Origin of the sequence: Vibrio qingdaonensis, from assembly GCF_026191675.1 — a bacterium.
Taxonomy (GTDB): domain Bacteria; phylum Pseudomonadota; class Gammaproteobacteria; order Enterobacterales; family Vibrionaceae; genus Vibrio; species Vibrio qingdaonensis.
The window spans coordinates 1-16,576 of sequence record NZ_JAKRRY010000059.1 but is presented as its reverse complement, the minus strand read 5'-3'; the positions used below and the strand labels follow the sequence as shown (position 1 = coordinate 16,576).

The window sequence follows — 16,576 nt, the reverse complement described above, 5'->3', positions numbered from 1 at the left end:
ATCTCTATAATACGTAGCGTGAGCTATGAGTATTTGTCAATTTAATTGATGATTTCATAATTGAAATGCATGGCATGATAATGTTGTCGGCTCTGTATGAACGTTAAAACTTCAGTGATGTGAACAATATCTAGGCTGGAGCCTTAAAGAGGAGGAACATTAGATGATAAAAAAGTTAGCTTACTTTGAGTCTGTTTATCGAAAGGGTGGTCTTAAAAGTGCTTCGCGAGAGTTAGACGTATCTTCCCCTACACTATCGAGGGTAATTTCTAGTCTGGAAGAAGAACTAGGCGAGCTTCTTTTTATTAATAATAGTAGCCGGCTCACTCCTACTAAGTTTGCAGACATTTTATATAATGATGTGAAAGACCCTATTAACCAGCTAGTAAGTTATGTACATAAGTCTCGAGAACCAAAAGATGAGTTGCGCATCATAGCACCTACATTTATCTCATTAAACTCTTTCAAACAAGTAGTAAAAACATATACATCAGAAAAAACAAGGATATTTTAATAGACTTTGGGCATTTCTATTCAGAAAAAAAAACGTGTTTGATGCGATGAGAACAGGTCATATAGACTTGCTTTTAGATTTCGAACTGCCTATGGAGAAAATATTTGGTGCAATACCAATTTATGATGACGAATGGCAACTATTTGGTTCAAAGAAATTTTTTCTGAAGACTCATATAAAAATATGCCCAAAACTAGGGCTAAGTACTCATTGATGAGGTGGTTGGACAACGAAGGTGCCTTCTTAAAAAGAATCTGTGATATTGAAAGTGGTAGCAATGTATCATTTATTACTGATAGCTACTCTGACTATCTAACATCTATGGAAATGTCTCCAACAATTGGTTTAAGTGCAAAAAAACAGATTGATAGGACTAGATTTCAAGTATTCGAAACCCTAAAAAATCCGAGAGTGAAACTATATGTCATCTATGACAAAAGAAAATTGCGAGATAATGCGATACTTAATTGGTTAATAAAAGAAAACGAAGGAATGATAAACATTAACTTCAAGTAGTTATCTGTCGTATTCGGACGGCGCTTAAGAGTTAGCGAAAATGACGGTTACATAATAAAACCGTTGATCAAAAATGAAATGGGTCATTACCTAGCGTATTAAAGTGCTACGCCTATAATACGCGCATGACTTATCGTCATCAACAATCAAATGAAGGAAGACAAAGAAATGAACTTTAAAAAAATCGCTTTGATTACATCACTAGCAGCAATTTCTGGCATGACCAACGCTGCTACTGGCGAACAAGTATCTCAAATACTAACAGTAACAACTACAATCCCTAGTACAACTTTCTCTGTTGCTCCAGTTACAGGAGCATGGCCGTCAACCATTAATTTAAATTACGATGAAGTTTCAAATAAGCTAAGCACTTACACATTGACCTTGAATGCAAAATATGAAGCTGGCTTAAGTGCGTTATTAGTAAACAATGCGGAGTTAACAAGTGGCACTAATACGATTCCATTAAATATCAAGCTTGATAGTAAAGCACTAAGCTCTAATTATACGTCTATTTCGGGAGTGCCTGCTTCCGCTTCTGGAGATAATTATGTATTAGAAATTACAGGAACACCAGGCAACTCACAGGCCGCCGGTTCTTATTCAGGCTCGATACAGCTTCTATTTGAAGATAAAGTTTAAAAGAGAGTTTAAGAGCTCGCATCGCGAGCTCTTTTAAATTTATTAAGTGTGATGTTAAAATTATGTTGTCCGTGTTTATATTGCAAGCTATGTTTCAAAATGATGATTTTTCTGAATCAATACTTGATGGCAGAAGGGTCAATCAAGTGTTCTGCGCAGGAGAACGAAATGTTATTGAAAACGATACTGCACAAAGTATTTATAAACTTGTTCGTGATAATAATGGATATATTGCATTCTATGAAGTTAATGGCGGTGTGTGTATAGGAGTAGATGATCATACGGAAGGCCAAATTGTCAATAACAACCAATTAAAGTATAAACTAGCTTTACCACCTACATACAGCAGGAATACTGAATCCTTAAGTGGAAGAGAAGTTATCGTTTACGAAACCAAAAGTAAGGCTGGAGTTCTTGTTAGTAAACCTCTTGTTCAAAAAAGAAACAACATGGAAATTGTTCCATTGGGCTTTGAAAATATAGCTTATACTTATCCAGTAGATATTGTACTTAATGAAAAAATTATTGGTGAGGGCAGTGTAAAAGACGATATGATTGAAATAAAATCATGTAAATATCGTTTAAACGAATCTTATCCTCGTGATAAGTGCAATTACGAGTATGTGCATCAGGGTAACATGGTGGCATACAGTCTTTACACCGGTTCTAACAAGACTAAACAAGTAGAAACAACTATAACTAATGAAGAAGGTAGAACTGTAAATAACAATTTTATCTACGATCCTAATGAGAATTTTATACCAGAAAGTGGAACTAGTTACTTTTCATCTAGAATAAAGTACAATGCTAGCGTTGGAGCTCAAAATGATAGTCAAAGCGCATATTTAAACACAGAAATTTCAGGTTCGATGGGTAGTTCTTATGCGACAACAGAATTAAGCGTCGATAGCAATAGCTTAAATGTTAGAGGCATTAATTTTTCAAATATAAACAAAATAAACAAGCACTCTTTTGGTGCCATTAACCGGAATAACTTGTCATTTGGCAGCGGAACAATAAATCCCGTTAATGCTGATACGTTCTTAGGGTATAATTTTTCTAGGACCAATGAGCTTCTCATTAGTAATAATCAAGCAAATAGAAATATAGAGATCTACATGCCGGTCGCGGGAAGTATAGAGGTTGTAAGAGAAGGTGCAAGTATATGGCGACAGGTTGTTACTGGAGGACAGACGCGAATACCTGTAAATGAACTTCCCGATGGCATCTATAATGTAAACATAGAAAGAACAACGTTGAATGGAGATGTGTTAACTCCAATTACAGAGAGGGTTTATAATAGTAACACTATAGATGATAGTTCACTTCAGGTTCTTCTAGGTGGTTCTGGCGATACGTGTGGTTCTCTTTTTAACGACAACTGTAATACCACGTACAATATCAAGCCCGCTGGGGGAGTTCTATTTGCAGAAAGTAAGGCTGGCCTTTTTGACTCTTTGTTAGGGTATAGCTATGGTATGCTTTATGAGCAAGAGAACGTTTATTTTTTAAGTGGCTTGAGTGTAAAAGGTGAAGCAAATAGTCACTACCAAGGTAATGTTTCGATAAGCAAGGCTAATAAAAAGTTTGGATTGAATTTTAATAAGTCAATTGTCGAGAGTAGATGGTCAGTTTCTGGAATGGCGCAGTATACGTTGGTAGGTTCTGCGGAAACATACAACCTGAACTATAGTACTAATATTAATGTTAACGCTACACTTTCTGATTCAATTTTGATTGGTGGTAATCTCACACGTATTGAAGGTGATGAATTATTTAACAACTATATAGAGTCAAGAAAATCAATGCGTATTATGGGGGTCAATGCGAATGCTTCTGTGGGAATTTATCATAATTCTCGTAGCGATTCATCTATAAGATTAAATGTAATTTTAGCACTTAGTGATTTATCAAATGAAAAAGACTGGCGATTGAACGGGAGTATGTCTATTTACCAAAATCGTAATAACTATCAATTAGGGTTATCTAAATCTAGAGACAAAGGTAATGAATATTATGGTGTCTCTTATAATCAAGACGGTTCTTCATTGATCGCTAGTGTTAATAAAAGCGATAGCAAAATCAACTTCGGTTATGGTGGTAATTATAGTGTTCAGAATCAAAAATACAATGTATACACTAATGCTTCTGGTGCCTTTTACCAGTCAGAGGGTAGTTTTGTAGCTTCATCTTCTGTCGCAGACTCCGGAGTGATTGTTGATATAAAAACTGATATAGAAAACGAGGGTTCCATTTTAGCGTCATCGAGTAATAGATCAGCAGGACAGATGTTGAGCACAGGAAAAAACTTTATCCCGCTTAATACATATGATGTTAATGATCTATATTTGTCGTCTAATAATGGACTCGACACTAGTTATCAAGCTAACACATTTGTGACTTATAGGTACAATTACGCCAATGTTGAAGTTAAACACAACCCAAAACTAGAAATATTAGGATACTACTCAACTAAAGGAGTTAGTCGCAACGTAAATGTGATGATAAAAAATCATGCAGGTAGCGATGAGTTTATAGTTGATGATCCAAGTTCAGTGAAGAAACATAGCTTTAGACTTACCATGCTACAAGAAAGTCCCGAAATAGAGATATTTGAAAATGATATTTTTATATGTAAGAAAGATCTAAGTGGTCATCTGAAAAATACCCAAGCAGGTAGCAGTATACTATACATTGGTGATTTGGATTGTAGTTAATTTTGGTGTCAAAATGCAATTTATAATGATGGGGAAATATATGTTTATTAGATCAGTAATTTCTAGTAAAAAGATAAGTGCTATTATACTTTCACTTATGTTTATGCTAGTTAGTGTGAATTGTTACGCTGCATCAGGAACTATAAAGGTATCCGATAAACTTAATGTACTTTCAATGGACAATCGCTCAATGCTAATAAGCATAACTAATACTAATTCTAGAGAACCAGCCTACGTTGACTCTAAAGTTATGGAGGTTATTTCCTCGAGTTCTGATTCGGAAGAACTTAAAGATGTAACTAATGTCCTAAGTGATAGTTTGATAATATCGCCTAAAAAATTCATCATAGCTCCAGGCTCTAGGGTAAATGTAAGGTTGTTTTATAATACGGAGCGTTCTAAACTTGAAAGTGATCTTTATTTTAAGGTCAGATTTCAACCTCAGTTAGCATTTAATTTGGAAGATAATTCTGATTATAAAAACAATATTAATACAGAAGTGTTTATATCGGTTGGTGTGTCTTCTCTTGTGGCTATAAAAAAGACTAAGCCCAATAATAGCATCAATGTAAAAAAAACAGGAAAGGAATTTTACGTTACAAACGATGGTGACTCCATCGTAACATTAGATGACTGTAATGTTTGCTCAGAGTCAAATTTGTGTGAAATTCTAGGCCAAATTAGACTCACCCCTGGAAGATCTCGTAGTTTAACTCAAGGCAGTGACACTAAAAGCTACGAATGTAAATTGAACGATTATTCAGGTACTCTAGAAACTATAAAAGGCAACAGCTATTAACGACTTTATAATATCTTTTGTTTATTGATTCAATGTTTTACTTTGAGATTGCTATATGATATCTAAAAGTCGATTTGTGTTCTCTATGTTCTTGTTGATATTTTTGAACCAGTCTGTAGAAGCTAATGTAAATATAGACACTTATTTTTCGTACAGTCCTTCTACTAGTACGAATGGGTTTGCCAAGGCAAGTAATGGGCAGCCGATTGGAAATTGCTCTTCTAACCAGGAATATGCCAATGATTTGGGATTTACTATTAGTAATTATAATTCAGGTGGAGGACATGGGTCGTATTGGATTAGTGCTTTGATGAGAGGAACTATTGAAACGACACTCCGAAAACGAGGTACCAATGACACTGTTCGTGTCCGCCTTCATCCTTATGCCCTTTACGTTGATCATCGCGCCCCGTTTGTTTATAAAGCAGGGCAGGGTTCTAAAGGGAGTCCTTGCTCTTTTCGTTGGTTATACCCAGGCGGTAGCGCAGATAGGATGCAAGGTTTTTTTTATGCCAGAAATATAAGTCCGACTGGTAGTTCATATGTAGAATCAGGTGCTTATTTCAGAAGAACTACTGCAGGTAGGGCGTACGCCGGTATTGCTTTAGAGGTTCTAGAAACAAGTTCTGTTATTAAGGCTGGTGAGTATATCGGCTACGTAGATAGTAGTGATGCATTGCAATTTACTAGAACCTCGTCTTACTACGCCTATAAAAATATGGATAACTCAAACATCAGCATTTCTATGGTTGTAGATAAAGCGTTCGACTTTAGGTTTTTCGGTAATGGTGTTTCAATAAACCCGAATAACGGGAATAGTAATAGTGGGCGAATTAACTTCAGTGCAAATACAAATGTCGACACGTACGTTACTGTTAATTGCCTTAACAAAAAAGTTGATATAGCAGGTAAAAGTTGCTTTTTAGACCCCGAAGAAAAGTTAAGACTAAGCGTTGCACTAGGATTTAATTCCAGTTCTAACGTTCAACAACTCGACTTTGGACAAAGAGCGGAAATTACGAGACTAATGGGGCACGGTGGCTTGCCACAATATGACTTGGGTTATTTTGATATTACAATAGATGGCTTTAATGATGCTGTTCGGGGACGGAATTACGTAACATCCCTAGAAGTCCTTTTTGAAGAGAAACTTTAAGGGTTGCCAGTCCATACAAACAGTTATACCCCTAATTGAAGCGCTCTTTATGCATCATTGAGCGCTTTTAGTTTACGGCCAATTCGGTTCTAACTGATATCGGTCTTTCTCTTACTTTTTTCGTCCGCCGCTCGAGGAAATAAAGTGCTTGCGACTAAGGAATTGTACGTCACATTCTATCACTGTCATCATTTGAGATGCTTTACTTCAATGAAATTATCTCTTATTGTGAGTTTAGAAGTTAAACTAGTGTTAAGACGGTTTATCATAGATAGCCGTCCAAATAGATTTTTATATCGTAACGAGATATTTAGGCTTTGTCGCATCGTTGGGAACTAAATGATACGAGTGATGCTCAAATTGGTGTTTTTAACATTAACTAGAGCATTACATGGACTTTTCCGGCTACCAACATCCATCGGATATCATTCTTCTAGCAGTTCGTTACTACGTGTCATATAAGCTTAGCTATCGCGATATCGAAGAGATCCTTGCTGAGCGAGGTAGTCATGTTGACCACTCCACCATTAATCGCTGGGTTATCAATTTCGGTCCAATGATTGAGTCCAACGCTCGTCAAATCAAAAGACAGACCTCATCATCTTGGCGCATGGATGAAACCTACATCAAGATCAAAGGCGAATGGTGGTATTACTACCGAGCTGTTGATCAATTTGGCGATATCGTAGATTTTTACCTAAGCAAAGAGCGCGATGAAAAAGCCGCTCAAGCCTTTCTGCGTATGGCGATTAACACCAATGGTTTGCCAGAGAAAGTGGTGATAGACAAGAGCGGAGCTAATGCTTTGGCTTTACATAATATGAACGTGAATCTATGGCTGAGCGTTGTTTTTATGCTGAGCTTAATCGAAGTTATCGATGTGAAATACCTCAATAATATTGTTGAGCAAAGCCATCGACCCATTAAGCAAAAGATGGCTCAAACGTTAGGTTGGAAGTCTGTGGATGGAGCGATAGCTACCATGTCGGGACAAGAAGTCTGGACTCAAATCAAACGAGGGCAAGTTGGTGATTTAAGTTTGCCCGCTTGGGAGCGCTTTTACGCGCTCGCAGCCTAATTGTATCTGGGGGTTTAGAGCGTCTGCATCTAGCTTAAACTTTGCGACAGAATCCTTAAATTGCACTTATAGATAATTTCTTATACAGCTGCCACAAAAGTGAGTTATAGTGAACTTATGTTTTTAGAACGAACTTAAAAACGATAAAAGTACATTAAAAGGCACTTATGAAAAAAGGTAAGATGGTAAAAGCACAACCTATGCCTGATTTGAATAGCGAGTTCAGTGTGGAAACGTTGGGGAGCGCCATTCGCTCAAAGCGTACCGATAGAGGTTGGCGTATTGATGATCTCGCTTCAAAAGCCAATTTATCTCGTAGGACAGTTATGAAGGTAGAAAAAGGTGATACCAGTGTCACCTTTGCCAATGTGCTAGTCCTCATGGATATCTTAGGGCTGTCGTTACGCCTTATCGACTTAAACCTATTTGTTCGTCCAAATAGCCAAATAACCTCCCAAGATGAAAGCAATGTGAGAAGTAATGAGGACGGTTGGTATGAGTAAGTTACAGCAGTTAGACGTGTTTATCGGTGCGAATACCAAAATTGGTCGTTTGATTCTTCCTGTCGGAACAGAAACAGAGTTCTCATTCATCTATGAAGATGAATGGACACACACTGGTTTCCCGATTTCACCACATATTCCTTTCGATGAGCAGGCTTCACCACGTAGTATCGAGAACTATCTTAGAAATCTCCTTCCCGAAGGAGAAGCCTTTGAGGAGATGATACAAAACACTACTATCTCCAAAAGCAATACGTTCGGACTGATTCGTAAGCTTGGGGCGGAAACATCAGGCGCATTATCTTTTCGAGTTCTAGGCTCAGAACCTCAGGAAACCAGTTTTAGATCTGTACCTGATAATGAACTAATAGAACGACTAGAGCGAAATCTAGCGCCATTAGTTTTTTGGGACGGTAAGGTTCGTCTTTCGGTTGCTGGAGTTCAAAATAAGTTAAACTTACTTAAGCGCGGTGATGAATGGGGATTTGGCGAAGGCAAATTAAGTTCGAACTACATTCTGAAGTTTGAAAGTGGTAAAGCACCGTGTATTGCTGTTAATGAGTTCTTTTGTATGACATTAGCCAAGCTAGCTGGTTTGGATGTCGCTAATGTTGAGCTAAATCGCATAGGGAAGACTAGGGCATTGATAATAGAGCGGTTCGATCGTGCTTATATTGAAGCTCGTAATATCGTTCAACGGAAACATGTGATTGATGGCTGTCAGGCGACTGACTTGCCCCCTAGTTACAAATACGAACGTCAGAATGGGGATGAAGGCGATGGTGTATATATGCGTGATGGTGTTTCTTTCCCACGCCTACTCAACGTCAAAACTAGAGACACGGTAATCACTAACCTAAAGCTTACCCAATGGATGCTGTTTAATCTAGCAACTCTAAACTACGATGCTCATGGTAAAAATATTAGCTTTTTCGTGACCCCTAAAGGGCTTGAGTTGACCCCTTTTTACGATTTAGTGAACATAGAAGCTATTGCTCAAGAGGGGGCAAAACGCAACTCGCGAAGCGGGGAATTGTCTGCTCATGAGGGTCGTGCCGCCAGTATCCCTCAATATTTTGCAATGTCGATTGGGGATTGGGAAAGCGAAGACCTTCAAAATCTACCGAAAGGTAATTTCCGACGTCCTATCACCAGCTATGATTTAGCTGAGTTTGGCGCTCTACTCGGCTATTCAGGCACCAAAATGGCTTCCATAATAGTGGAAACCGTTGGTGCCATAAAGAATGCCCTGAAAGAAACGATTGAACTTGCCGAAGCTCAAGGAATTGATAATAAAGAGCGTGAAAACATAGAACTATGTGTATCACTCATCCAAGCAGAATGTGAATACTTACTAGGGCAAGCCGACAGTGTGCCAGAAATGAGCGAACTTCTTTAACGGCAAATGCAGGGGCGGTCATTGGCAGTGTATAAGTTACCTTTGGACAATAGCGAGTGAGAGCTTCAGTCAAAACCTATCCACTGAACAACTTTTAGTATGCAGAAAGGGGCTCAAACATCTCTTATTATGGTAGCCAAGATTCACAGTTTAGGAACATTTTGGACCGATATAATACTTGATTACTGCACTCTTTAGCAGTATGACAATGTGAAAAATCTGCAACACGCGCTCCACTCATTCGTTCAGTATCCGAAACTTTTGGTGCGAGTTAGTACGCCAATTTCAACGCCCTACAAGTACAAAACCTTCATTCTAGATGCTCATCAAACTACAGAAACTTGAAATTTGACTGTTCAAAAAACATTCAACTAAATTGATTTGTGTTGAATGGTAGTTGGCTACTATAACTAGGCGAAATCAATGAGACTTGCGGGTTCTGTCGCAAAGTTTAAGCTAGATGCAGACGCTCTAAACCCCTAGATACAATTAGGCTGCGAGCGCGTAAAAGCGCTCCCAAGCGGGCAAACTTAAATCACCAACTTGCCCTCGTTTGATTTGAGTCCAGACTTCTTGTCCCGACATGGTAGCTGTAGTGGCTCGCGAACATAATCACTTCGACTTGATTACATCGCGCATTCTTGGCTCACATTATCTGCGAATAAGCCGAAACTCCGACTCACAATCTGTAAGAATGAACTCACTTTAACTGAGAACGGGCTTGCAAACATCATTCACCGGCTCACTTTATTTAAGAATTAAACTGGTAGGCCTGACTCTCATATTGTTATGGTCATTTCTTTTGCTTTTTCTGAATCAAAATCACTTTCTTATGTGTAGCAGGAGTTTACTCTATTACAATATCGAATACCGTCGCCTTTAGCCACTTCATTAGCAATCAAGCCACCCATCAAAACGCAACTTGTTTTGCAGTTTCTTTAGACCATCATATTGCAGCTGCCTAACCCGTTCTTTCGATATGCCATATACCTCACTCAAGCACTGTAACTTCTTAATTTCATGGCCAAATAAGCCATAGCGTGAGGTGACAATCTCGCGGTGTAAGTCAGGTAAACTTTGTACCGCTTTTTCTAATGCTGCCGCAAACCGTGCCTCATAATAAACATCTACTGGCTCGGGAGCTTCTGAGCGACAAGTATCAATACTCATATATTCAGTATGCTCAGTCATGACTGACGTTCTTACAGACATTCCATCGCTCCATTGAATAAGCTCACCTATGTCTTTTTTATCCCACTCAGAAACTGCCTCTATTTCTGTCATAGAAGGAGTCCCGCTTAGACCGGTTCGTATTTCATTGGTTTGACGTATTAGCCGATTCACCTCTTTGATACGATGAACGGGCAACCTCACCATCCTTTCTTTATTCATGATGGATGACTCAATGCTTTCTTTGATCCACCAAACGGCATAAGAACTAAAGCGATATCCCAGGTCTGGGTTAAACTTATCAACGGCCTTCATCAAGCCTAAGTTACCTTCCTCTATGAGGTCTAAAATTGTATGATGACTAAGCCCTCGCTTTATGTAACGTCTAGCAATTTTAACCACTAAGCGGAGGTTTGAAGTAATCATCACATCTCGGGCAAGTTTATCACCTTGTTGTGACATTACCGGAAAGGATTTACTCAGTGCTGAGCAAGAGCATCATTATACGGTATTGTCCTGAAGGTAACGAGAATACGCATTTGTCTTTAAGTCTTTTTTCATTTCCATGAAACCATTCACCTAACCACTGTCACACCCTAAGGGATAAACTTTATAGTATGAAACATCTGGCATAATGTGCAATCATTGGATAATGCCACGTAATGATTAACTGTAGCAGCTCAAGATCATAATCCTGTCGACTTAATTACATCGCCGTATTCTTGGCTCACATTACTTGAGAGGAAAGTTCATTTTGACGTTCGTTTAATTGGACTTCATTTCCACTCCTCTTCTGGTTCTTGAATCCTCCTCACAGATGTACGAAAAACTCGTCATTATAATCAGAGTCTTAATTACCTACATAATGATGAGTAACGCGAACTTTTATGATTTTTGGGTACCAAAGGATTAGCACCAAGGAGCAAGAGTTTGACTTGCAAACGGATGCGTTGAGAAAGTACGGCTGCGAAAAAATTTTTTCTGATATTGCCTCTGGAGCAAAAACGTCTCGGCCTGCATTAAATGAACTGATTACTCAACTTCGCCCTCATGATGTCATTGTTGTGTATAAACTCGATCGATTAGGTCGCTCTCTTAAGCACCTGATTGAATTGATCGATTCATTTACCAACATGGAAGTGGGCATTGTTAGCTTAAACGACCCTATCGAGGCTCTGTTGCAAATAAAGCATGGATGGTTAATCTAGCATTATTTCTAGCCGCGGTTATCCATCATGAACGTCTTTAAGAATCGTCATTTCAAATACGACATCATCATTTGGGCTGTCCGTTGGTATTGTAAATACGGTATCAGTTATCGTGAACTTGAAGAGATGCTGAATGAGCGCGGTGTCAACGTTGACCACACGACAATCTATCGATGTGTTCAACGATATGCTCCACTCATTCAAGAAAAGCTCAAATGGTATTGGCGTCCGCGCTCAGGGGGGAGTTGGAAGGTCGATGAGACGTACATCAAAGTAAAAGGAAAGTGGGTTTACCTCTATCGAGCGGTGGATAAACGTGGAGAAACGATCGACTTCTTCCTGTCTACCACTCGTAACGCTAAAGCGGCCCAGCGTTTTTTAGCAAAGGCACTGAGAGGGCTAAAAAGTTGGGAATACCCTCACACAATCAATACCGATAAAGCGCCGGCATACGGCGTGGCTATTCGGGTGTTAAAAGCTCAAGGAAAATGCCCCGATGAGGTAGTTCACCGCCAGGTTAAATACCTAAACAATGCTGTTGAAGCGGATCATGGAAAACTAAAACGACTTATCCACCCAGTCCGCGGATTTAAGACCATGAAAACGGCGTATGCCACGCTGAAAGGTTTTGAGGTAATGCATATGTTCAAGAAAGGTCAATTCGAAATATGGCAATACGGTCGAGGAACAGCAGGAGAGATCTGCCTAATAACTAATGCCTTGATGAGGGCTTGATAGCTCCCCTCGAGGTTCCATTCACTTACGACACTTATTTGCAACAGAGCCATATCGGCATTATGTTTTAACACTGCATCCGAAGTGTCTTTTCTATTTTCTGGAAGTAATGGGTTGGGAATGCCGTTAGGGAACGAAGCGTCTGGAATATGATGAATTTTAACAAATTCAATCGGCACATTGAGTTGAGCAAACTTCTCTTCTAGTACATCAATCACCTGGCCTGCCGCGCCGTTACCTGGGTTCACCACTAGCTTTAAAGGTTTGATATTGGCGACAGAGATATAAGTAAGAAGATGATCAGTATAATCATCGAGATGGTTCATCTTGCTAAAGCTGCCTTTTGAAGTAATGACTTCAAACTGGTTGCTTTCTGCTAATGCTTGAATATCGTGAAGCCCAGTATCACCACTGATAGGCTTAGCCTCTTCGCGCACGAGCTTCATGCCATTATAGTTGATCGGGTTGTGACTGGCTGTAACCTCGATACCACCATCAACACCCAACGTTTTCGTCGCATAATAAATTTCTTCTGTTCCCGTCATACCAATATCAATCACATCAACACCAGCATCCATTAGGCCATTGGCGAGCGCTAGTTTTAATGGCTCCGATGTCTCACGCACATCACCACCCACTACGATAGTTTTAGGTTTGAGGTATTGACCGAAAGCACGACCAATTCGATAAGCAATATCATCATTTAGCTCTTCACCGAGCTTGCCACGAATATCGTAAGCTTTAAAACAAGTTAACTTTTCCATAGGTATCTCATTGTAACTAGAGAAAAGGAGGTCAACGCCTCCTTTATTAATCATTATTGTTCGGAATTAAGATGCGAAAACTTCAGTTAAGATATTTTTCAGGGCGGGGTAAGAAAGGTTTTTCTCACCAATTAAGTAATTAGACTCCATATTCTTGCTACGCATCTCACTATCAAGTAGGTATTGAATCGTTGCTTGAGCAGCGGCCACTAGCTTATCTTGCTCAATGTATGCAAGACCGTTTTCATCAACCTGATGTCTGTTACCGAGGTCGATAATATTAAAGTTATAGTCACCAATATCAAGATCATATACTGGGTAACGGTAAACCACCAAAGGCAGCTTAGCAATCAGCCCCGCGTAACAGAAAAGTTTCAATCTTTGTTGTTCACCGACACCAACAACCCTCACAAGAACTATTTGGCATAGTTAGATGTAGCTGCTTGAAAAATAATAGTTTAAATCAGACAGTAAGACTAGAGTCTATAGTTTTTCAATGAGTGAACGTTTCTTCTCGTCATCAGATGAAAGATAACGAATTGTGCTCTCAAGAGAGTGTTGACCAAGTAAGTCTTTTATATCGACAACAGTAGCCCCATTCTCTAGAAGCCTTTGTCCAAAATCTTTTCGAAAACTATGAGTGCCCAGATTGCGATTAGTTAACCCAAGTGGAGCTAACGCTTTAGTGAGTGACTCAGATTTCAACATCCGATTCACATACTGTCTTGTAATAGGCTCGCCATTTGAGCGAGCGTGCGAACTAGCAAAAAGGTGGTCTTTAGTGAAATATGGATTCCACTTTTGTTGCTCTAGTGTGTCCTCGACTATCTTTTGCATGGTTTCTGTAACATAGATACGAAGTAAACTCTTGTTTTTTGCTTCACGCTCTATCTTCTCAGGAGGCCATTCTGACTTAACGGGGTGGTTGAGCATTCTTGTGATCGCCGAGTTGTACAACTTCTGTTGAACGTGTGTAAACTCGCTAACGAATCCAAATCGGTCAATAAACTGTCTCACACGAAGGGAACGACAGTCAGAGAATCGCAAACCAGTTAATCGTTGCATATTCAGCAAATTGGACACAACTGGATTTACATCATAAATTTTATCTAAAATAAAATCGGTTATATCTTTGCTCTTTGGAGCAAAAGAAAGTGTTTTTCTTGAATTTGACACTTAAGCGCCTTTTTCATTCACTTAATAATAAAAGCTGAACATGGCTTGTTTGATCAGCTTATTTGGTCCGTAACGGATCTCAATTCTACGATCACATCTCTAAAAGCAAGCAAAATCATAAGCTATTGAATTATATATAAAATAATCAGAATGCCAACACTAGTATTAGATCTTTCTTAATTTCCATTTTAGGTAATAAGGAAATAAAGATCTAAATATAGCAATAATCTTCACCACTTACTAGAAATAGAAAGTTTAGTAAAAGTGCTACAGTGTCACTTTTGCACTCTCTGGTAAATCACTGAGCATAGATTACACATGACAATGTTTTGTATGTTTGGTATGATACAAAACAAATAAAACAAACATACAAATTTTCTACTTAGAGAGGGTGCCTTATGGCTCGTGATAGAAGTTTCACTGATAACGACATCATTGATGCAGTTCGACAGTTGAATGAGACTGGTCGCAACATAAACAAAACGAGCCTTCGTTCTGTAATTGGAAAAGGGCGCCCCGCAACGTTGTACAGCACTTACACCGAACTATTGGAGCAAGGGAAAATAGAGCAGGAACTGAGTTTGCCCGCGGAACCTGAGTCGAAAACCCACGAACTGCCACCTGAAATCTCGGAGATTGCTGCGGTAGTACTGTCTGATATCGAAGCAATGATTCATAGGGTCAACGATGCTGCCCACAATATAGTAGAAGGCCGACTTAACAAGGCGATTGAAAATGCAAAAGCACAATCCATCGAAGCTGGTGAAAGAGTACAAAGTATCGAGCAAGAGCTTGAAGTCGCCTACAACACAATCGAAGACAGTAACGAGGCTCTAGAGCAAAAAGATAACAAGATCATCAATCTAGAGCGTTCAGAATCGTCGCTACAATCGCAGGTCCAAAACCTCAACAACAAGCTGTTGGAGAGAGAAGACAGAATCATTGGTCTAAATGAAGAGGTAAGTAGATTAGGCGCACTGACTAAAACCCTTGAAGAGTCTTTGAGTCAGATAAGAACTTCGCTTGCTGCCAAACATGCCTCTCTAGAAGCTACAGAGAAAGAAAACTCTGAGTTGAGCAAGAAGGTTATTAAGTTGGAGAAAGACCTTTCTTCTTCAGGCAAAAAAGTTGCCAATGTAGAAGGCCAGCTTGAAGTTAAAGAGAAGCAACTTGTCGAACTTAAACAAGAGTTGATTGATGAAAAGAGCCAACACCAGGTTACAGCTGGAGAGTTGAGCGCAACCAACATATCTCTTGGTGTCACGAATCAAAACTTGGATGAAGCCAACACGCGCATACGTGAGCTAGCAAATAAAAACGTCACCCTCGAAGATAGAAATACTGAACTGCTGCAAGCGAAAGAGAATCTTGTGTCCGTCACCAACGAGAATACCACTCTTGCAGGTGCAGTTGAGCAACTAAAAAAAGAACTAGCAGACGAGAAAACCAGAGTTGAAACGTTGGTTGGAAAGCTAACATCTGATGGTGAGTCTAAATAGTGTGGAACTCATTGAAAATCAATTAACATAAGTGGTATTGATTGTTCATGGTATGTGCCGCTTGTTATCGAGCTTGGTGTGGAAATCAGGAAGTTGGTATACGTATGCGTCGTTATGAGACAGAAGCGGTGGAGCTCTTTAAATCAAACTACTCCTTTTCCGTGCAGACATTAATGAAATTTGATGAAAACCAATATAAGAAACTTAAGACCACCGTTGGTTCTGTTGACTTGAAAGATGTTGTGGGTACTGACAATGGAAACTATATTGGCCGTAGATGGGGAGAAATACTGGAAAAAGGTGAGTTACAGCATCCGCATAAATGTTTGCGAGAGTTGGCTGAAAATCCAGAATACTACTTATCAAACGATAAAAAGGAAGGTTGGTACTTTGCCTGTGTAAGAGACCGCTATTATGTAAATGGCGGTGGAAACCACAGAACCTTAATAGGTCGTGCTTTCTTGGAATTTAACGACTTGCCGACTGTTATTCACAATGTCACGATTGAGCATTATGAAGAGGAACTATCAGCAAAAAGTATCCTTGATTCGATTCATACTGATGATAATGAAGGGGTAAACCCCAGTCCTTTCATATGGGTTGGTTTCGCATGCTTTATAGCAGTAGTATGGTTAATCCTATAGTGGGAAACATTCGTTGCTAATTTGGTGTTGTTCGTTCTCTAGTTTCAGTGCTAAAG

16 protein-coding genes and 2 pseudogenes are annotated in these 16,576 nt (G+C 39.2%); 13 read left to right on the top strand and 5 right to left on the bottom strand.

The annotated features are described in order from the left end of the window. Positions 1-163 precede the first annotated feature (163 nt). The 9 genes from MD535_RS24060 (at position 164) to MD535_RS24020 (ending at position 9,324) form a co-directional block, all read left to right on the top strand. A complete protein-coding gene (locus MD535_RS24060; protein WP_265677705.1) occupies positions 164-514 on the top strand; it encodes a LysR family transcriptional regulator in 351 nt (116 codons plus the stop codon). Between the two features lie 132 nt (positions 515-646). Then, positions 647-1,030, top strand: a complete 384-nt coding sequence (locus MD535_RS24055; protein WP_265677704.1) for a hypothetical protein — start codon at positions 647-649, stop codon at positions 1,028-1,030. A 168-nt stretch (positions 1,031-1,198) separates the two neighbouring features. Continuing rightward, positions 1,199-1,672: a CS1 type fimbrial major subunit gene (locus MD535_RS24050; protein ID WP_265677703.1), complete on the top strand. Its 474-nt coding sequence runs from the start codon at positions 1,199-1,201 to the stop codon at positions 1,670-1,672. 89 nt (positions 1,673-1,761) lie between these two features. Next, positions 1,762-4,389: a TcfC E-set like domain-containing protein gene (locus tag MD535_RS24045; RefSeq protein ID WP_265677702.1), complete on the top strand. Its 2,628-nt coding sequence runs from the start codon at positions 1,762-1,764 to the stop codon at positions 4,387-4,389. A gap of 13 nt (positions 4,390-4,402) precedes the next feature. Continuing rightward, the gene (locus MD535_RS24040; RefSeq protein WP_265677701.1) at positions 4,403-5,188 is read left to right on the top strand and encodes a fimbrial biogenesis chaperone; all 786 of its coding nucleotides are present in this window, start codon (positions 4,403-4,405) and stop codon (positions 5,186-5,188) included. Between the two features lie 55 nt (positions 5,189-5,243). After that, entirely contained in the window at positions 5,244-6,344 is a 1,101-nt protein-coding gene (locus MD535_RS24035) for a hypothetical protein (protein ID WP_265677700.1), read from the top strand. Between the two features lie 391 nt (positions 6,345-6,735). After that, on the top strand, positions 6,736-7,422 hold the full coding sequence (locus tag MD535_RS24030; RefSeq protein WP_265677699.1) for an IS6 family transposase: 687 nt from the start codon (positions 6,736-6,738) through the stop codon (positions 7,420-7,422). 167 nt (positions 7,423-7,589) lie between these two features. After that, on the top strand, positions 7,590-7,925 hold the full coding sequence (locus MD535_RS24025) for a helix-turn-helix domain-containing protein (protein WP_265677698.1): 336 nt from the start codon (positions 7,590-7,592) through the stop codon (positions 7,923-7,925). After that, entirely contained in the window at positions 7,918-9,324 is a 1,407-nt protein-coding gene (locus MD535_RS24020) for a HipA domain-containing protein (protein ID WP_265677697.1), read from the top strand. The genes MD535_RS24025 and MD535_RS24020 overlap by 8 nt, the downstream gene beginning before the upstream one ends. Before the next feature lie 489 nt (positions 9,325-9,813). Here the strand turns inward: MD535_RS24020 and MD535_RS26440 are convergent. After that, positions 9,814-9,915, bottom strand: a pseudogene (locus tag MD535_RS26440) (IS6 family transposase); the annotation flags it as partial. 300 nt (positions 9,916-10,215) lie between these two features. Further along, complete coding sequence (locus tag MD535_RS24015; protein ID WP_265677706.1) at positions 10,216-10,920, bottom strand: sigma-70 family RNA polymerase sigma factor; 705 nt, start codon at positions 10,918-10,920, stop codon at positions 10,216-10,218. A 461-nt stretch (positions 10,921-11,381) separates the two neighbouring features. Between MD535_RS24015 and MD535_RS24010 the strand changes: the two genes are divergently transcribed. Together MD535_RS24010 and MD535_RS24005 are read left to right on the top strand one after the other, a co-directional pair. Then, the gene (locus MD535_RS24010) at positions 11,382-11,702 is read left to right on the top strand and encodes a recombinase family protein (RefSeq protein ID WP_265677696.1); all 321 of its coding nucleotides are present in this window, start codon (positions 11,382-11,384) and stop codon (positions 11,700-11,702) included. Positions 11,703-11,729: 27 nt separating this feature from the next. Then, positions 11,730-12,437, top strand: a complete 708-nt coding sequence (locus tag MD535_RS24005) for an IS6 family transposase (protein WP_265677695.1) — start codon at positions 11,730-11,732, stop codon at positions 12,435-12,437. A gap of 44 nt (positions 12,438-12,481) precedes the next feature. Here MD535_RS24005 and MD535_RS24000 read toward each other — a convergent pair. From MD535_RS24000 to MD535_RS23990, 3 genes and pseudogenes are all read right to left on the bottom strand, one after another. Continuing rightward, a pseudogene (locus MD535_RS24000) lies at positions 12,482-13,201 on the bottom strand (phosphomannomutase CpsG); the annotation flags it as partial. Between the two features lie 66 nt (positions 13,202-13,267). After that, a complete protein-coding gene (locus MD535_RS23995; RefSeq protein WP_265677694.1) occupies positions 13,268-13,579 on the bottom strand; it encodes a hypothetical protein in 312 nt (103 codons plus the stop codon). A gap of 105 nt (positions 13,580-13,684) precedes the next feature. Next, positions 13,685-14,377: a tyrosine-type recombinase/integrase gene (locus tag MD535_RS23990; protein ID WP_265677693.1), complete on the bottom strand. Its 693-nt coding sequence runs from the start codon at positions 14,375-14,377 to the stop codon at positions 13,685-13,687. Between the two features lie 398 nt (positions 14,378-14,775). Here MD535_RS23990 and MD535_RS23985 point away from each other — a divergent pair, with 398 nt between their 5' ends. Then, positions 14,776-15,876: a DNA-binding protein gene (locus MD535_RS23985; protein WP_265677692.1), complete on the top strand. Its 1,101-nt coding sequence runs from the start codon at positions 14,776-14,778 to the stop codon at positions 15,874-15,876. A 104-nt stretch (positions 15,877-15,980) separates the two neighbouring features. Continuing rightward, on the top strand, positions 15,981-16,520 hold the full coding sequence (locus tag MD535_RS23980; protein ID WP_265677691.1) for a hypothetical protein: 540 nt from the start codon (positions 15,981-15,983) through the stop codon (positions 16,518-16,520). The last annotated feature ends 56 nt before the right edge of the window (positions 16,521-16,576 follow it).

What these genes read in the sequence shown, in the direction of transcription:
- MD535_RS24035 (WP_265677700.1), top strand. Translation starts at nt 5,244, where the DNA reads ATGATATCTAAAAGTCGATTTGTGTTCTCTATGTTCTTGTTGATATTT.
- MD535_RS24045 (WP_265677702.1), top strand. Translation starts at nt 1,762, where the DNA reads ATGTTTCAAAATGATGATTTTTCTGAATCAATACTTGATGGCAGAAGG.
- MD535_RS23985 (WP_265677692.1), top strand. Translation starts at nt 14,776, where the DNA reads ATGGCTCGTGATAGAAGTTTCACTGATAACGACATCATTGATGCAGTT.
- MD535_RS24055 (WP_265677704.1), top strand. Translation starts at nt 647, where the DNA reads ATGGCAACTATTTGGTTCAAAGAAATTTTTTCTGAAGACTCATATAAA.
- MD535_RS24060 (WP_265677705.1), top strand. Translation starts at nt 164, where the DNA reads ATGATAAAAAAGTTAGCTTACTTTGAGTCTGTTTATCGAAAGGGTGGT.
- MD535_RS24030 (WP_265677699.1), top strand. Translation starts at nt 6,736, where the DNA reads ATGGACTTTTCCGGCTACCAACATCCATCGGATATCATTCTTCTAGCA.
- MD535_RS24050 (WP_265677703.1), top strand. Translation starts at nt 1,199, where the DNA reads ATGAACTTTAAAAAAATCGCTTTGATTACATCACTAGCAGCAATTTCT.
- MD535_RS24020 (WP_265677697.1), top strand. Translation starts at nt 7,918, where the DNA reads ATGAGTAAGTTACAGCAGTTAGACGTGTTTATCGGTGCGAATACCAAA.
- MD535_RS24025 (WP_265677698.1), top strand. Translation starts at nt 7,590, where the DNA reads ATGAAAAAAGGTAAGATGGTAAAAGCACAACCTATGCCTGATTTGAAT.
- MD535_RS24040 (WP_265677701.1), top strand. Translation starts at nt 4,403, where the DNA reads ATGCAATTTATAATGATGGGGAAATATATGTTTATTAGATCAGTAATT.
- MD535_RS23980 (WP_265677691.1), top strand. Translation starts at nt 15,981, where the DNA reads ATGCGTCGTTATGAGACAGAAGCGGTGGAGCTCTTTAAATCAAACTAC.
- MD535_RS24015 (WP_265677706.1), bottom strand. Translation starts at nt 10,920, where the DNA reads ATGATTACTTCAAACCTCCGCTTAGTGGTTAAAATTGCTAGACGTTAC.
- MD535_RS24010 (WP_265677696.1), top strand. Translation starts at nt 11,382, where the DNA reads ATGATTTTTGGGTACCAAAGGATTAGCACCAAGGAGCAAGAGTTTGAC.
- MD535_RS24005 (WP_265677695.1), top strand. Translation starts at nt 11,730, where the DNA reads ATGAACGTCTTTAAGAATCGTCATTTCAAATACGACATCATCATTTGG.